The organism is Lujinxingia vulgaris (genome assembly GCF_007997015.1).
Classification (GTDB): Bacteria; Myxococcota_A; Bradymonadia; order Bradymonadales; family Bradymonadaceae; genus Lujinxingia; species Lujinxingia vulgaris.
This window is the reverse complement of record NZ_VOSM01000004.1, coordinates 160,896-177,051: the sequence shown is the minus strand read 5'-3', so window position 1 is coordinate 177,051 and position 16,156 is coordinate 160,896. Positions and strand designations below refer to the sequence as shown.

Genomic DNA, 16,156 nt, shown 5'->3' with positions numbered 1-16,156 from the left:
AGAGGGCGTGTGGGGCAGGTTCTATGCGAACTTCGGCGGACATGGGAGCAGGTCGAAGTGGTGACCGAGGGTCAGGTCGAAACGTGACCGTGGGTCAGGTCAAGAGGTCTCGCAGGCATAAAAAAACGCGCCCCCGAAGGGGCGCGTTTTTTTAGCTCAAATCATCAAGAGATGATCAGGGAGCGCGGGTGATGTCGATTTGCACATCAAAGGTGCCTGTCGAGCCGAGCTCCACGCCATCGGCGAAGATGAAGTAGGAGCGCGTCTCGGCAGCCGTGTAGGTGATGGTCTCGGTGCCATTACCCTCGAAGACCTCATCGGAGCCTTCCAGGCAGCTCTGCGTCGCGATGGCCGGGTTGGTGCAGCCACGGCTCAGGTAGAGCGCGCCGTCGTACTGGCTGGTCATTGAGGCGGTGACCACATCACCGGGAGCCATCGGTACTTCAAAGACTACCTCACCACCGGCACCACGCCATCCGGTGCAGCTGATGCCGTTCGAGTCATTCAGCGGGGTGTAGGTGTTGCTGTAACCGGCGATGGCATCGGAGAAGCTGTAGGTATCGCCGGTAACGACGAAGGGACGCTCACAGGTGTCTCCTTCACGGTCCTGGCAGAAAGCCTCAACGTTTTCAGGATCGGACTCGTCGAGAGCGCAGCCGTAGTCGCACTCAATGAGTTCCTGGTTGCCGCGCTCGTCGCAGATCTCGATGGTGGTGCCACCGTTGATGCAGCGCTGCACGCTCAGGGCGTCACAGGGGGTGTCGAAGAAGTCGATCTCGATGGTGAACGCATCGTTGGCGCTGGCCGCCTGAACTTCGGTGCGGTCGACGATCAGGAAGTAGGTTCCGCCTTCTTCGGAGATGTAGTCGATTTCAGCGCCCGCACCGGTGTCGGCCTGCATGCAGGAGTTATCGACATTGGTGTCGTCGCATGCGCTGAGGAGATACAGCACTGCACCGGAGGTCACAGCCGCGTTGAGAGTCGCCTTGAGGCCCTGCGTCGGCGCCAGGGTAACTTCATACACCGCGTCGTTACCGTTGGTGTCCGACCCGCCGTAGCAATCCGCTTCGCTGGTAAGAACGAAGTCGGAGAAGAAACGCGGGGCTCCATCTTTGCCGAAGACATCCGAGATGGTGGTCGGGGCGGTGATGGAAAGTGCAGTATCACACGTTCCATTGGGCTGAGCCGGGCCGCCACACTGCGTTCCATCCGGAGTACAGGCGAAGGGGCAGGTGACCGAGTCGACGACTTCATCACCGGTCTCCGAGCAGGTCTGGAAAGCACCGTCGGCGCAGAAGGTGCTGCCCGGCGAGCAGACGCCCTGGCGAGTGTTGAGGCTCAGGGTGAAGGTGCCGGATTCGGTAGCGGAGGTGCCTGCATCGACGACCACGTAGTAGGTGCCGGCTTCTTCGACGAAGAACTCGACGTACTGATCTTCGGCTTCGCCGTCGAGGACGCCGACTTCGCAGGCGCCGCTGATGGTGTCGAGGCCGGGGCAGTCGCTCAGGATGTAGATGCCGGCGTAGACGTCGGAGACGAGCGTGGCTTCCAGGATGTCGTTGGCCTCAAGCTCCACGGCGAAGACCGCGTCGCGACCGCCGGGGACGGCGCCTTCAAAGCAGCCGCCCGGAGCGTTGAGCTTGTTGGTGATGTTGGCGAAATCACCCTCGTAGGACTCGCCCACAGCCAGGCTGATGGCGTCGACGCAGCGATCGCCACGCGGGGTGCCGCAGGCGCCGTCAGTGCAGCCGCCTTCGCAGCTGTAGAAGGTGGGGAAGTCGCCGTTGCAGATGCTCAGCGTGTCTTCGTCGAAGCAGCCCAGAACCGAGCCGTTATCCAGACCGTCGCAGACCGGATCTTCGATGTTGACGTCGAGCACGAACTCGCCCTCGTTGTCATCTTCACCGACGGCCTGAACGGCAAGGATGAAGGTGTCGGAAACAGCGGCGACGTAGGTGAGGGTCTCGGTGCCGGAGGCGCCGGCGATGTTCGCGGCGCGCTGGCAGTTGAGGTTGGTCTCATCTTCGGAATCTTCGGGCTGGATGTCGGGGCAGCCGCGGGAGATCCACATGGCCATGTCGGCTTCCGACGCCAGGGTCGCGGTGAGGCGCTGGCCGGCTTCAAGCTCCACGGAGAAGTAGCCGCTGCCGCCCACCAGATCGTCGTCGCGGCTGCTGGAGGAGAAGTTGCACTGGTCGCCGTCAAGCGAGCCGCCCGAGCCGTAGCGCACCTGAGCGTCGACACCCAGGTCACGCACGGTGCTGGAGTAGGTCATGCCTTCGGCGGCCAGGTCCACAGCCGCGCTGCAGACGGAGTTGGGGGCCTCGGCGCACTGGTCGGCCTCTTCACCGCAGCCGAAGGGGCAGAAGGGAAGCTGGCGGTAGGCGTTACCAAAGGCGTTGCAAACCTCGCGCTGGCCCTCGGCGCACACATAGGTGCCGGGCTCGCAGAGGGGCAGGCCGATGGAGAAGTCCAGCGTTGCGGGGTTATCCAGCGTGCCCACGCCGGTGTCGGCGATGATGGTCAGGGTGACCGGAGCGTCGGTCTCGTTGGTATAAGCGGCCGCGCGCACGAACTCTTCTTCGCCACGGATGAAGTCGGTAGCGGAGGGCTCCACGCAGCTCTCGACAACGTCGACGCACTCTTCAAGCAGGTAGATCGCGCCGTAGTCGACCGCGGAGGTCATCGAGACGGTGAGCTGCTCACCCGGGGGGACGGTCGCCTTAAAGGAGACGTCGGCGCCCGAGGTGTTGAAGAGGCGGTTGATCGGCACGCAGGCCGACTCTTCGGTGGGCTGGTAGTAGTTGGAGAACTCGGTCCAGTCGATCTCGAAGGAGTCGCCGTCGACGACTTCATAGGCGTCGGCGCAGCTGTCGGCTTCGGGAAGGATGCAGCGAAGTTCGGTGCCGTCGCAGCCCTCGCGGCAGTTGATGCGGGCTTCCTGGGTGCCGTCGGCGTTGCAGACGACCAGGGTGTCGCCGTCGCAGGAGCGGGCATCGGCCTCACACACGATGGTGGGGTCAACGCAGCTCACGCTGAGGTTGGTGCGATCGTAGACGCACTCTTCGTTCTCGGAGCATTCCGAGCAGAGGTCGGCTTCGGGCTGGCACTGGTTGGCCACGCACAGGTTGCCTTCGAGGCAGTCGTTGACCGAGGTGCAGACCTCAGCGTTGACGCACTCGCGAGCCGCGGGGTCGCACACGCCGGGCTGGCCGGCGCAGTTGAGCAGCGTACAGATGAAGGTGTCGCTGACGCAGCTGTCGTCGTAGCAGTAGCGGCCCGCCGAGCAGTCATTGTCGTCGGAGCAGACGCCGGGCTCGCCGCCGTCGGGCTCCTCGTCGCACTCGTCGACCGTCGGGTCGCACTCGTCGACGTCAGGGCCCACATCGGGCTCCTCACAGCTGTCACCCTCGCAGGTGTCGGGGTCGTCGACGTCGGTTTCGCCGCCGCCGCAGGCGGTGGTCAAAGAGAACGCTAATGCCAAGCTGATTACCGCGAGGCGGTATCGCCACCAAATTGCCATGGCTTCCATCCTGATGTGGGATTGTCTGAGCGTGTGGAGCTTTACGTTAGTTTCGGGGCGCTCGACGCGGTGAGGCGCGAGCTAAGGATCGAAGTCTGAGCGCCTGGTGGTGCGTGTGGCGCTGGGAAAGGCTCCGAACAATGCGCTCAGAATTGGTTAATCGGGGGGAGACTGTCAAGCTACATCCGCCCGGCCTTGTGTTTCGGGGCGTTGCGAGGTGGCGGGGGGCCGAGAGCGGTGGCGCCGGGGGCCAGACGCAAAAGACGCCCGCCGGCCGCGGCCGGGGGCGTCTTTAGGCGTTGCATCGAGCGAGATGTGCCGCTGCGCGATGATCAGCGCAGCGCTTTTCCGAAGATCTTTTCTTCGACGATGCGGTCGGCGATCACGTCGGTGGGAAGATCCTCGGAGCCGGCGCGGTCGAAGATGGCGAGCATCGTCTCGTAGATCTCAGAAGTCTTGGCCATGGCGCGCTCACGGTCGTAGCCCACGTACTCCTGGGCGACGTTGATGAGCCCGCCGGCGTTGATGGCGTAGTCCGGCGCGTAGAGGATGCCGCGGCGATGGAGCTCTTCGCCGTGGCGGTTCTCCAGGAGCTGGTTGTTGGCGGCCCCGGCGACGATCTTGCACTGCAGGCCGGCCAGGGTGGTGTCGTTGATGGCACCTCCCAGGGCGCAGGGGGCGTAGATGTCGCAGTCGACGGTGTGGATGGCGTCGACGCTCACCGCGGTGGCGCCCAGCTCGTTGACACCGCGCTCGACGGCGGCCGGGTTGATGTCGGCCACGGTCAGGGTGGCGCCGAGCTCGTGAAGTTCACGGGCCAGGCAAAAGCCCACCGCGCCCAGTCCCTGCACGGCGATGTGCACGCCTTCAAGGGAGTCGCGACCCAGCTTGAACTTCACCGCCGCCTCGATGCCGCGACGCACGCCGTAGGCGGTCACCGGGGAGGGGTCGCCGGAGCTGCCGGCGTCCGGGTCGTAGCCCAGCACGTGATCGGTGAAGCGGTGAGCGACGTTGATATCGTTGACGTTGGTGCCGCTGTCTTCGCAGGTGATGTAGCGACCGCCGAGCGAGTCGACAAAACGCCCGAACTCTTCGAAGAGGCGCTCACGCTGCTCGGCGCCCAGGTTTTTCGGGCGCATGATCACGGCCTTGCCGCCGCCGTGGGGCAGGTTGCTGATGGCCGCTTTATAGGTCATGCCGCGGCCCAGGCGCAGGGCGTCGCGGGTGGCCTCGGCGGTGGAGGGGTACTCGATGAAGCGGCATCCCCCGATGGCCGGACCTTGCTTCAGGTTATGAATCGCCACGATGGCCTGCAGGCCGGTGGCGGCGTCGGTTTTGAAATGAACTTCGCCGAAGTTCAGAGAATTGGCGTATTCGAAAAGGTCCACGAGCGATCTCCTCAGGCGTTGGCGTAGCGAGAAGCGTGCGGTTTATGTGAGCCGAGTTCACAGTCTCGGCCCTCCTGTTTCGGGGGCACTTATAGTGAGGGGGGTGGGGTTAGGCAAGGACTGTCGTTGACGCGTAGCGTCACGATGAGGCGGTGTTTGAGGGCGATGGCGCGACCGGGAAATCTGCCTGTCCCGGGTGCAACCCTTAAAGGGGATTATGCTTGACCGGGGATCGGGCGGTGGGGAAAGTTGTCGCGTTCAACCATGAGAAGACGCCGGCGTGCCTTCAGGCGCGGGCGTGCTGCGGGAGCGCGCGAAGATGACGACATCGGTGATCTGCACACAGTGTGGGGCGAGGAACCTTGCGACGCAGGCACAATGCCGACGGTGCAAGGCGCCGCTTGGTGAGGAGGTCGTGGCCACGGCTACGGTGCGCGGCACGCCGACCTCCACGCTGCTTCAGGAGCGCTGGGCGGTGCTGGGGCTGGTTCGCCAGGATGAAGGCGTGCGCTGGCAGGCCGGTCACGACGTGGAGCGGGGGAGCCCGGTGATGATTCAACTTCATCAGGGCGCTGGCGAGGCGATGCGGGAGGTCGAGGGGCAGGCGCGCTCCTTTGCCGAGCTGATCCACCCGGGCCTGTTGGACGTTGTGGGGGTGGTCCCCGGCGATGAGGGCGTCTCGGTGGTGATGGACTGGCCGTCGGGAGCGCGTCTCGACGAGCTGCTCGCCGCGCGGGAACGGGTGCCTCTTTGGGTGGCGCTGGCGCTGATGCAGGATCTGATCGAGGCGCTGCGCGCGATGCACGGGGCGGGCTATCGCCACGGTCGCCTCGATGCCTCGCGGGTGCTTGTGCGCGAGCAGGTTGACGGACGTCTGGGCGCCGCGCTCAGCGGGGTCTGGCTGGGGCCCGATGCGCCGGAGCCGGCGCAGGATTACCGCGCGGTCGCCCGGGTGTTCGGCCAGATGCTCGGCGTTCAAGAGCGGGGGCCCGAATCCGATGTGGCCGGCATGGTCCTCCGTGAGATCCAGGGGCGCGTGGGAGAAGATGCAGGCGCTGGCATCGCCGGGCTGGTGGCCAGGATGTTGGCTCAGGATGCGGCCCACAGCCTGATCAACCCCCGCGAGATTCTGGGGCAAATCGAGGCGCTGCGCGCCTCGCTTGATTACGAGATGATGTGCGCGGTGGAGGCCGGACCCTTTCTGCGCGGGAGCCGCGAGGATGACGAGGCCGCCCGCCGCGAGGAGCAGCCGATGAGCAGCGTGGAACTCTCGGCCTTTTATATCGACCGGGCTCCGGTGAGCGCGGCGCAGTTTTTTCGCTTCGCCTCCGAGACCGGGCTGAAGCTCGATGAGGAGTGGTACCAGTTTAACGCCCCGCGCGGGGCCGGGGAGCTGCCGGTGGTGCACGTGACCTGGCGGGAGGCCTACGAGTACGCGCGCTGGGCCGGAAAGCGCCTTCCCACCGAGGCGGAGTGGGAGAAAGCCGCCCGCGGCACCGATGGGCGCACCTACCCCTGGGGGGATGCGCCTCCCAACGCGGAGCTTGCGCTTTATGGCGAAAATCCGGCGCCCGGCGTCCCCGGTGAGCGCAGCGCGGGGCGCAGCCCCTACGGCGTCGAAGACATGGCCGGCAACGTCTTTGAGTGGGTCGCCGACTGGTACGAGGGCACCTACTACAACGAGGCGCCACCGCGAGATCCGGGCGGCCCGAGGCGCGGCACGCGCAAGGTGCTGCGCGGGGGCTCGTTTGCGCATCCGGAGTTTGCGCTTCGCTGCGCGACCCGCGGGCGCTACGAGCCCGGAGAGCGCCGCGCCAATCACTCCTTTCGCTGCGTGTGGTCGCTGCGCGATCCGCAGCCGCGGTGACACTTCGTCAGGGGGCGACGGGCTCTCTTAGAGACTGACCGAGGCTCCTGACCGAAGTCCAAAAGGTTGCGAGATCTCGCGCTGAGCGCGGGTTTGCAGGGGGGGCTGCGGGCGTTGTTGCAGGGCTCGGGGCTGAGGTTTGCAGATGTTGCGCGAGCGGCGGTGTCCGGCGATGTGGCGTTGGGTGTGGGCATTTAGTCGTGAGATTTCGCGCCTTTAAAAGACCTCGCGCCTCGACAGAAGCTGGCCAGGCGCGTATACCCCGGGGCGGCAAAACGCCCCTGAAATCAAATCGAAAAACACGGAAACGTGACGAGAGAGCGATGACGACGAGCACCTCGTGGGTGGTCTTGAAGTTTGGCGGCACCAGTGTGTCGAGTCGGGAGCGCTGGGAGACGATCTTAAGCGTGGTCCAGGAGCGTCTGGCCGAGGCGCCGGATCGGCGAGTGATGGTGGTCTGCTCCGCGCTCAGCGGGGTGACGAACCTTCTTGAAGATGTGATCGCGCGCGCCCCGCAGGCAAAACACCACGAGCTACTGGAGCAGATCGAGGCTCGCCACACCGAGTTGGCTGACACGCTGGGGGTCGACGCCACCTCGCTGCTCGAAGACGAGCTCCTCACGCTGGAGCGGCTGGCGCTCGGCGCCTCGTTGGTCAAGGAAGTCAGCCCGCGCATTCACGCGCAGATTCTGGCGTTGGGCGAGCTGATGTCGACGCGGTTGGGCGCGGCCTTTGTGGCGCGTGCGATTCGCGAGAGCGCCTGGGCCGACGCCCGCACGATGCTTCGCGCCACCGAGGAGCCCAACGCCCCGCTTCGCCGCCGTTATATCTCGGCGGCCTGCGACGCCGGGGTCGATGAGGTGCTGCAGGCGCGCCTTGCGGCCGATGCGGCGCGGGTGGTGATCACCCAGGGCTTTATCGCCGGCAATGATGCCGGTGAGACGGTGCTGCTGGGCCGCGGCGGCAGCGACACCTCGGCGGCCTATCTGGCGGCGCGCCTGAGCGCCGAGCGCCTGGAGATCTGGACGGACGTGCCCGGGATGTTTTCGGCCAACCCCCGTCAGGTGCCCACCGCCCGGCTTTTGCGCAGGCTCGATTACGCCGAGGCGCAGGAGCTGGCGACGATGGGCGCCAAAGTGTTGCATCCGCGCTGCCTTGCGCCTGTGCGCGAGCATCACATCCCGCTGCATATCCGCTGCACGCCCTCGCCAGACCAGGATGGCACGGTGATCGCGGCGCAGGCCACCGGCCAGGGCCCGCAGGTCAAGGCGGTGTCGGCTAAGTCCGGGGTCACCGTCATCTCGATGGAGACCCTGGGGATGTGGCAGCAGGTCGGGTTTCTGGCCGATGTCTTTGCGGTCTTTAAGTCGCACGGCCTCTCGATCGACATGGTGGCGACCTCGGAGGCGGAGGTCAGCGTGACGCTCGACCCGATGGCCAACGCTCTGGAGCCGGCCACCCTGGAGCGGCTTCACGCCGACCTCAACGGGCTCTGCCGCGCGCGCGTCGTGGAGGGCTGCGCGGTGGTCAGCCTGGTGGGGCGGCAGGTGCGCTCGATCTTAAGCCAGCTCGCCCCGGCGCTTAAGGTTTTTGAAGAGCAGCAGATCTATCTGATGTCGCAGTCGGCCAGCGACCTCAACTTGAGCTTTGTGGTGGATGAGGCTCAGGCCGAGCGCCTTGTTGGGAAACTTCATCAACTTCTCTTTGGGGAACAGGGCCCCGACCAGGTGTTTGGCGCGAGCTGGGAGGAGCTCAGCGGGCGCGTGCTCCCGCAACTTCCCTTTGAGGATGCCTGGTGGCGCAAGCGTCGCGACGAACTTCTGAAGATCGCCGAAGGTGGCGCGGCCTACGCCTATAACCTCGACGAAGTCGCTGCGCAGGCCGACCGGCTCCGGGCGATGGGGGCGGTCGACCGTGTGTTTTTTGCGATTAAGGCCAACCCCAACCCCGAGATCCTGCGCACGCTGGAGGCGCGCGGGGTGGGCTTTGAGTGCGTTTCTCCGGGGGAGGTTGAGCATGTGCGAAAGCTCTTCCCAACGCTTGCGCCCGGACGCCTGCTCTTTACCCCCAACTTCGCGCCGCGCGAGGAGTATGTGCTGGGTTTTGAGGTCGGCGCGATGGTGACGCTGGACAATCTGCACCCGCTGGAGGCCTGGCCGGAGATCTTTGAGGGGCAGGAGGTGCTGGTGCGCGTGGACCCGGGGCAGGGGGCCGGGCATCACCGCTACGTCCGCACCGCCGGCCCGAAGTCGAAGTTCGGGGTGAGCGCAGATGAGCTCACTCGCCTTGCGGAGCTTGCGGCGGCGGCCAACCTGAAGGTGGTGGGTTTGCATGCCCACGTGGGAAGCGGCGTGCGTCGCGCGGGCACCTGGTCGTCGACGGCGGTGTTTTTAGAGCAATGCCGCGAGTTTTTCCCCGACGTGCGCTGGCTCAACCTCGGCGGCGGGCTCGGAGTGCCGGAGCGCGCCGGGCAGCAGGCGTTGGACTTGCAGGCGGTCAACGCGTCGCTGGAGGCGTTTAAGGCCGCCCACCCCGAGCTGGAGTTGTGGCTGGAGCCGGGGCGTTTTCTGGTCTCGGAGGCCGGCGTGCTGCTCGCGCGCGTCACCCAGCTCAAGACCAAGGGGGCCTACCACTACGTGGGCGTGGAAACGGGCATGAACACCCTGATTCGCCCCGCGCTCTACGGGGCCTACCATGCCATCGTCAACCTCACGCGCCACGCGCAGGAGCCCGAGATCGAGGCCGAGATTGTGGGGCCGATCTGCGAGAGCGGCGATGTGCTGGGGCATGCGCGCTGGCTTCCGACGTGCGCGGAGGGCGATGTGTTGCTCGTGGCCAACTGCGGCTCCTACGGGCGGGCGATGAGCTCGCGTTACAACCTGCGCAAGCCCGCCCGCGAGGTCGTGCTCGGGGAGCTGAAGAGGCCTTCCAACCCCGGGCAGTGAGACTCGAAACCCCTCGATCGCTCAATGAATACAGGCCGCCGGGCAGGTTCGCGGGAGGTTGCGCTGGAAGCGCAGGTGATCCTCAAAGATCTCCTCGCCAAACACCCCCGCGCGCTCGAAGGGCCAGGGGAGCGGGTCGGCGCAGAGGTCGTCGATCTCAAAGGGCTCCGCGCGCCAGGTGCCTTTTAAGTAGAAGGGGCGCACTTCGTCCTTGCACCAGTTGCGGCGCATCTGGCGCACCTGGGTGGTGTTCCAGAGCTGGTCGAGGACCTTGTCTTCGTACTCGGCGATGAAACCGGGTTTGTGGAAGTAGACCTCGTCGACGCGGATATAGTCGTCGCGAAGGCGCCAGCGCTCGGGTATGACCAGGTGGTTCCAGCAGCCCCGGTCGATGCGCAGGTTGCTGACCATCGCGGCGGTGTGCTGAAAGCGCAGCCCCAGGTAGGGAGTGAGCGCGTGCACCAGGTAAAGCGCCACAGCCAGGGTGGCCAGGCCGCGGGCCGCCCGGGAGGTGGGTTGGCCCGGGAGCGTCGGGCGCCAGAGCGCGCGGGGGGAGAGAGGGGTGAGGGCCGCCCAGAAAAGGAGCGCCCAGAGCAGCGCCTCGCGGGGGAGCATCGTCCAGTCGTCGGTACCGCCGTGCAGGACGGTGGTGAGCGTGATCATCAGGAGCGCGCCGCCGATGATCCAGGCGCCGAACTGACGGCCGCGCTCGGCGAAGAGGCGAAGATCCTCATCACTCAAAAACGCGGCGTGGCCGATGAGCATCACGAAGGCAAAGGCCGGCGCCATCGTCAGCGTGAGCGGGATGTGGAAGGCCAGCGCCAGGAGCAGCGCCGCTTTGCGCCGCCCGACGATGTAGAGCAGGGCGATGGTCAGCTCGGCGCCGATGACCAACGCCGGTGCCAGCTGGCGAAGCAGCAAGCCGGCGGGGAGGTCGGTGAGGCTTAAGCTCAGGTAGTTTGCGAGCTTATCGACCCCGTAAGACGCGCAGCTGAGCGTGGGGTCGACGAAGTCGCGGTTGAGCTTATGAAAGGCGCTCATCGCGTAGACCGCCACGGTCAGCCCGCGGCTAAAGTGAAAGAAGGCGTCGGTGAGTCTGGGGGCGGCGTGTCGGCCTGGTGATTCGGTAAGGGCGTCAGGAGGGAGCGCGAGAAGATCGAGCGCGGAGGAGCGGCGCGCGGCGCGCCACCCACCGATGGCGCAGAGGAGCATCGCCGCGAGCGCGATGAGCATCAGCAGCAACGACTGGTTGAGATGATCGCGGCCCAACAAAAGAGGCAGCGCTTTTCCCAGCGCGCAAAAGGCCCAGGGGATCAGCGATGGCGAGAGGGGCAGCGCCAGGATGCCCGTCAGAAAAAGCGCGTTGCCCGCGATCCACTCCGGGATCCAGGCGTCGGCCAGCCAGAGGTGGCAGAGCCCGGCGAAGCTAAAAAGAAGCGCCATCAGCCGGAAGGTCGCGTTATGCGGGTGCCAGCGCAGCAAAATGTTCAAGGGACTTTGAAACATGGTGGAAATACCCGCGTAGCTCGGGTGTTCGCCCCGGTGACGGAGATGATCGGGGCACCGCAAACGCTCCGATCTTGCCAGAGGCTGGCAAGGCGCGCACCTTGAGCCGGTGAAAGTCTTTCAAGGGCGCGTGAATCATGCTAAGGAACGCGCCAACACTGGCAGCGGGCTCGTACCCCCTCATCGGTCGGTGGCGCGCAAGGTTTGCGCGGCGGAGGTGGACGGCCGAACCCTCGGAGTTGTTTCCATGATACCATTGAAGAAGGCCCTGAATTCGTCGATCGGGCGCAAGTTCGTCATGTCGATCTCAGGCATCGCGCTTGTGCTCTTTGTGATCGTGCACCTGCTTGGCAACCTGACCCTCTACGTCCCCGATGGCGGCGAGGCGTTTAACATTTACGCCTCGAAGTTCGAGCTGCTCGGGCCCTTTCTCTATGTGATTGAGATGGGGCTTCTGGCCGTGATCGCGCTGCACATCATCTGGGGTGTGACCACGACGGTGCGCAACAAGCGTGCCCGTGGCAGCAACTACGACGCCGGTGTGGTGACCAAGGGCGGGCCGAGTAACCTCAACCCGGCCTCGCGCAACATGATCATCACCGGCTCCATTCTGGGCATCTTCCTGGTGGTGCACGTCTGGCACTTCCGGATTCAGAAGCTCTTTATGGACGCCACGATGATCATCGATGGCAAAGAGCATACCGACCTCTACAGCCTGGTGTCCGCGTCCTTCCAGAACCCGCTGTGGGTGGCTTTCTACGTCATCGCGATGCTTTTTCTGGGCTTCCACCTGCGTCACGGCTTCTGGAGTGCGTTCCAGTCGCTGGGCGCGATGAAGCCGCAGTGGTCCAAGGGCATCTACGCGCTGGGCCTGGCGATCGCGGTGGTGCTTGCGGTGGGGTTCCTGGGGATTCCGGTCTATCTGTACATTATTGGAGGTTGATATGACGACGTTAGACTCACGCGTTCCCGAAGGGCCCCTGGCCGAGAAGTGGAGCAAGCGGCTGCACGACATGAAACTCGTGGCGCCGAACAACAAGCGCAAGCAGAAGATCATCGTCGTCGGGACCGGCCTGGCCGGTGCCTCGGCCGCCGCCTCCCTTGGCGAGCTCGGCTACCATGTCGACGCGTTCTGCATCACGGACTCGCCGCGCCGCGCGCACTCGATTGCGGCGCAGGGTGGCATCAACGCCGCCAAGAACTACCCGAACGACGGCGACAGCGTCTGGCGCCTCTTTTACGACACGATCAAAGGTGGTGACTTCCGCAGCCGCGAGGCCAACGTGCATCGCCTGGCGGAGGTCAGCACGGCGATCATCGACCAGGCCGTGGCTCAGGGCGTGCCCTTTGCGCGTGAGTACGGCGGAGAGCTGGCCAACCGCTCCTTCGGTGGCGCGCAGGTCTCGCGTACTTTTTATGCGCGTGGTCAGACCGGCCAGCAGCTCCTGCTGGGCGCCTACCAGGCGCTGATGCGTCAGGTCGACAATAAGACCGTGACGATGTACCCGCGCCGCGAGATGCTCGACCTTGTTGTGGTCGACGGCAAGGCGCGCGGCATCATTACCCGTAACCTCGTGACCGGTGAGCTTGAGCGTCACCAGGCCGACGCTGTGGTGCTCTGCACCGGCGGATACGGGCGGGTCTACTTCCTGTCGACCAACGCGTTCAACTCCAACGGCACCGCCGCCTGGCGTTGCTACAAGCGCGGCGCGCACTTTGCGAACCCCTGCTACGTGCAGATTCACCCGACCTGCATCCCGCAGTCCGGCGACTACCAGTCGAAGCTCACGCTGATGAGTGAGAGTCTTCGTAACGACGGTCGCGTCTGGGTTCCCAAAGACAAGGCCGACGTTAAGAAGCCGGCCCACGAGATCCCCGAAGAAAAGCGCGACTACTACCTGGAGCGCAAGTACCCGAGCTTCGGCAACCTGGTGCCGCGCGACGTGGCGTCGCGTAACGCCAAGTACGTCTGCGATGAGGGACGGGGTGTGGGCGCCACCGGGCGCGCGGTCTATCTGGACTTCCGCGATGCCATCAAGAACCAGGGCCGCGACACCATCGCCGATAAGTACGGCAACCTCTTCCATATGTACGAGAAGATCACTGGCGAGAACCCCTACGAGGTGCCGATGCGCATCTACCCGGCGGTGCACTACACCATGGGTGGATTGTGGGTCGACTACGAGCTGATGAGCACCATTCCGGGGCTCTTCGTGGCCGGGGAGGCGAACTTCTCCGACCACGGCGCCAACCGCCTGGGCGCCAGCGCGCTGATGCAGGGCCTGGCCGACGGCTACTTCGTGGTGCCCTTCTCGGTGGGTAACTACCTGGCGCAGAATAAGGTCGAGGCGATCAGCACCGACCACGCTGACTTCAAGCGCACCGAAGATGAAGTCACCGCTCACCTGCAGAAAATGCTCGACGTGGGCGCCAAAGGTAATCGCACGGTTATCGAGATCTACCGTGACCTTGGCGAGATCATGTACGACCAGGTCGGCATGAGCCGCACCCCCGAGGGGCTTAAAGAGGCCATCACCAAGATCAAGAAGCTGCAGAACGACTTCTGGACCGACGTGAAGATCCCGGGCGGCGGCGATGAGTTCAACAAGATGCTCGAGGTCGCCGGTCGTCTGGCCGACTTCCTGGAGCTGGCCGAGCTGATGGCTCGCGATGCGCTTCACCGCGATGAGTCCTGCGGCGGGCACTTCCGCGAAGATCACCAGACCCCCGAAGGCGAAGCCCGTCGTGACGACGAGAACTTCTGCTATGTGGCGGCGTGGGCGTTCAAAGAAGCCGGTGAGCCCGAGCTGATCAAAGAGCCCCTCGAGTTTGAAAACGTTGAGCTGAGCACGCGCAGCTACAAATAAGTCGTCAGGCGGCAGTCCTCGCCAGCTCGCTCGGCCTTTGTGCCAGCGAGCCGGCCGGGCAGAAGGCCCATCAGCGCTGAAGATGCGCAGCAAGGAGTAACCATGCACGACGAGACGATGAACGTACACCTGAAGGTGTGGAGACAGGCTGGCCCCGAGACCGAGGGGCGCTTTGAGTCTTACACCGCCGAGGTGAACCCCCATATGTCCTTCTTGGAGATGCTCGATGTGGTCAACGAAGACCTCATCAAGAAGGGGGAGATGCCCATTGAGTTTGACAGCGACTGCCGCGAGGGCATCTGCGGCACCTGCGGGTGCGTGGTCAACGGCCAGGCCCACGGCCTGGAGCGGGGCACCACGGTCTGTCAGCTGCACATGCGCAGCTTCCGCGATGGCGAGACGATCGTCATTGAGCCCTGGCGCGCCGAGGCCTTCCCGGTGATTCGCGACCTGGTGGTCGATCGCGGCGCCTTTGACCGCATCATCGCCGCCGGCGGCTACGTGTCGGTGAACACCGGCCCGAAGCCCGACGCCAACGCGGTGAAGATCGGCAAAGACCTCTCCGACCGTGCCTTTGATGCGGCGGCCTGCATCGGTTGCGGCGCCTGCGTGGCGGCTTGCCCCAACGCTTCGGCCTCGCTCTTTACCGGCGCCAAGGTCACCCAGCTCGCGCTGATGCCCCAGGGCGCGCCCGAGCGCGGTCGTCGCGTGCGCGCGATGGTCGATCAGATGGACGCCGAGGGTTTTGGCAACTGCTCGAACATCGGTGAGTGCGAAGCGGCCTGCCCCAAAGAGATCTCGCTCGACAACATCGCGACGATGAAGCGCGAGTACCTGCGGGCGATGTTCACCGACCACTAAGCGGGTCGAGCAGGGTGAGGCCAGGCCTCACTCGGGTCGTTTGAATGAAAAAACCGCCGGCATCCGCCGGCGGTTTTTTTATGCCCGAAAGCTGACCCAGGGTCAGCCGAAGTTGCGTGGTGGCGCGGGTTTGAGGTGACCGTGGGTCAGAGTTTGAGGCGACCGAGGGTCAGTGAAGTTCCAGCGTGATCGTGTTTTCAAAAAGAGCTGTTGGCGCGGGCTGGGAGCGGTGCCAGGCCACGAGCGAAAAGTCGCCGCCGCCGGCGCCGGAGGGTTTGACGCGAGCGCCGAGCGTGCGGGCTTGCTCGCGCAGCCGGCGATGGGCGGGGGTGATGATCGGAAGATCGCAGATCTCACCCAGGCGCTCCATGCCCCGGTCGCCTTCGCCCAGGGCGTCGAGCCAGACTGCGGTGTCGTCGGTGAGGCAGGCGTCGAGGGCGCGCTCGGCCTGGTGGCCGAGCGCTTGCAAGGTCGAGGCGACCTTCTCGAAGTCCTTATGCCATGCGGCCGTCAGCCCCTTGATAAAAGAGACCGATGAGGCGGGCTCGCCAGTCCACACGGCGCTGAGCTTGAGATCGGTGGGGAGCTGCAGCGCGGGGAGGATGGCGGCGTCGGCGATGTATGCCTCGCCATCACGCGGCGGAAGATCGCGCAGCAGGAGGTCGGCCGGAGCGGGGAGCGAGGAGGTGGTGAGGCGGTAGGCGATGGTGCCGCCAAACGCGCTTGAGGCGACGTCGGCGCCGCTGCCGCGGCCGCCCTGGAGCGCGCGGTGGGCGCGGTGGGCGACCTCAAAGGTCTGCGCTGGCGAGAGGTGGGGGGCCAGGGCTTTGATGATGGCCACGGTGGAGGCGGCCGATGAGCCCAGCCCGAGCTTCTGGCCGCGCTCGTAGAGGGCGCTTACGTCGAGGGTGAGATCGTGGAGGGCGGCGTCGCCGTCGGTGCGCTGCAGGGCGTTGAGCGCGGCGCGGGGCAGGGCGAGCTCGGCGGAGAGGTCGGCGCCGACAACGCGGTAGGCGTTCTGGCCGGGGGTGAGGCGGGCGGTGACGCAGCGCCCGGTGGCCTGCACGAGCGCGCGGGCACCGCCGAGGACGGCGTATTCGCCGAAGAGGAAGAGCTTTGCGGGGGCCGATACAGCGGGCGCAGGCATGGGAGGTCGCCAGAAGAAGAGGTCTGTTGAAATGCCCGCGCCGAGCATCCGA

At 65.4% G+C, this 16,156-nt stretch carries 9 protein-coding genes; 5 read left to right on the top strand and 4 right to left on the bottom strand.

The features are described from left to right. Window positions 1-175: 175 nt before the first annotated feature. Together FRC98_RS10030 and FRC98_RS10025 are read right to left on the bottom strand one after the other, a co-directional pair. The gene (locus FRC98_RS10030) at window positions 176-3,484 is read right to left on the bottom strand and encodes a dickkopf-related protein (RefSeq protein ID WP_146981257.1); all 3,309 of its coding nucleotides are present in this window, start codon (window positions 3,482-3,484) and stop codon (window positions 176-178) included. Between the two features lie 371 nt (window positions 3,485-3,855). After that, complete coding sequence (locus FRC98_RS10025) at window positions 3,856-4,911, bottom strand: Leu/Phe/Val dehydrogenase (RefSeq protein ID WP_146981255.1); 1,056 nt, start codon at window positions 4,909-4,911, stop codon at window positions 3,856-3,858. Window positions 4,912-5,326: 415 nt separating this feature from the next. On the opposite strand from FRC98_RS10025, the gene FRC98_RS10020 reads away from it, so the two are divergent. Then, on the top strand, window positions 5,327-6,778 hold the full coding sequence (locus tag FRC98_RS10020) for an SUMF1/EgtB/PvdO family nonheme iron enzyme (RefSeq protein ID WP_230467479.1): 1,452 nt from the start codon (window positions 5,327-5,329) through the stop codon (window positions 6,776-6,778). 323 nt (window positions 6,779-7,101) lie between these two features. Continuing rightward, window positions 7,102-9,723, top strand: coding sequence for a bifunctional aspartate kinase/diaminopimelate decarboxylase (locus tag FRC98_RS10015; protein WP_146981251.1), 2,622 nt, complete (start codon window positions 7,102-7,104; stop codon window positions 9,721-9,723). Between the two features lie 21 nt (window positions 9,724-9,744). Here the strand turns inward: FRC98_RS10015 and FRC98_RS10010 are convergent, their stop codons facing one another. Beyond that, a complete protein-coding gene (locus FRC98_RS10010; RefSeq protein WP_146981249.1) occupies window positions 9,745-11,229 on the bottom strand; it encodes a hypothetical protein in 1,485 nt (494 codons plus the stop codon). Window positions 11,230-11,476: 247 nt separating this feature from the next. On the opposite strand from FRC98_RS10010, the gene FRC98_RS10005 reads away from it, so the two are divergent. From FRC98_RS10005 to FRC98_RS09995, 3 genes are all read left to right on the top strand, one after another. After that, window positions 11,477-12,172: a succinate dehydrogenase cytochrome b subunit gene (locus FRC98_RS10005; protein ID WP_146981247.1), complete on the top strand. Its 696-nt coding sequence runs from the start codon at window positions 11,477-11,479 to the stop codon at window positions 12,170-12,172. Between the two features lies 1 nt (window position 12,173). Continuing rightward, window positions 12,174-14,096 carry a fumarate reductase/succinate dehydrogenase flavoprotein subunit gene (locus FRC98_RS10000; RefSeq protein WP_146981245.1) on the top strand — a complete coding sequence of 641 codons (1,923 nt, stop codon included), beginning with the start codon at window positions 12,174-12,176 and terminating at the stop codon, window positions 14,094-14,096. 102 nt (window positions 14,097-14,198) lie between these two features. After that, entirely contained in the window at window positions 14,199-14,957 is a 759-nt protein-coding gene (locus FRC98_RS09995) for a succinate dehydrogenase/fumarate reductase iron-sulfur subunit (protein WP_230467478.1), read from the top strand. A gap of 169 nt (window positions 14,958-15,126) precedes the next feature. Here the strand turns inward: FRC98_RS09995 and FRC98_RS09990 are convergent, their stop codons facing one another. Beyond that, window positions 15,127-16,104: a mevalonate kinase family protein gene (locus FRC98_RS09990; RefSeq protein ID WP_146981243.1), complete on the bottom strand. Its 978-nt coding sequence runs from the start codon at window positions 16,102-16,104 to the stop codon at window positions 15,127-15,129. Window positions 16,105-16,156: the final 52 nt, after the last annotated feature.

Excerpts from the sequence above, each read along its gene's own strand:
- FRC98_RS09995 (WP_230467478.1), top strand. The coding sequence starts at position 14,199 with ATGCACGACGAGACGATGAACGTACACCTGAAGGTGTGGAGACAGGCT.
- FRC98_RS10010 (WP_146981249.1), bottom strand. The coding sequence starts at position 11,229 with ATGTTTCAAAGTCCCTTGAACATTTTGCTGCGCTGGCACCCGCATAAC.
- FRC98_RS09990 (WP_146981243.1), bottom strand. The coding sequence starts at position 16,104 with ATGCCTGCGCCCGCTGTATCGGCCCCCGCAAAGCTCTTCCTCTTCGGC.
- FRC98_RS10015 (WP_146981251.1), top strand. The coding sequence starts at position 7,102 with ATGACGACGAGCACCTCGTGGGTGGTCTTGAAGTTTGGCGGCACCAGT.
- FRC98_RS10000 (WP_146981245.1), top strand. The coding sequence starts at position 12,174 with ATGACGACGTTAGACTCACGCGTTCCCGAAGGGCCCCTGGCCGAGAAG.
- FRC98_RS10005 (WP_146981247.1), top strand. The coding sequence starts at position 11,477 with ATGATACCATTGAAGAAGGCCCTGAATTCGTCGATCGGGCGCAAGTTC.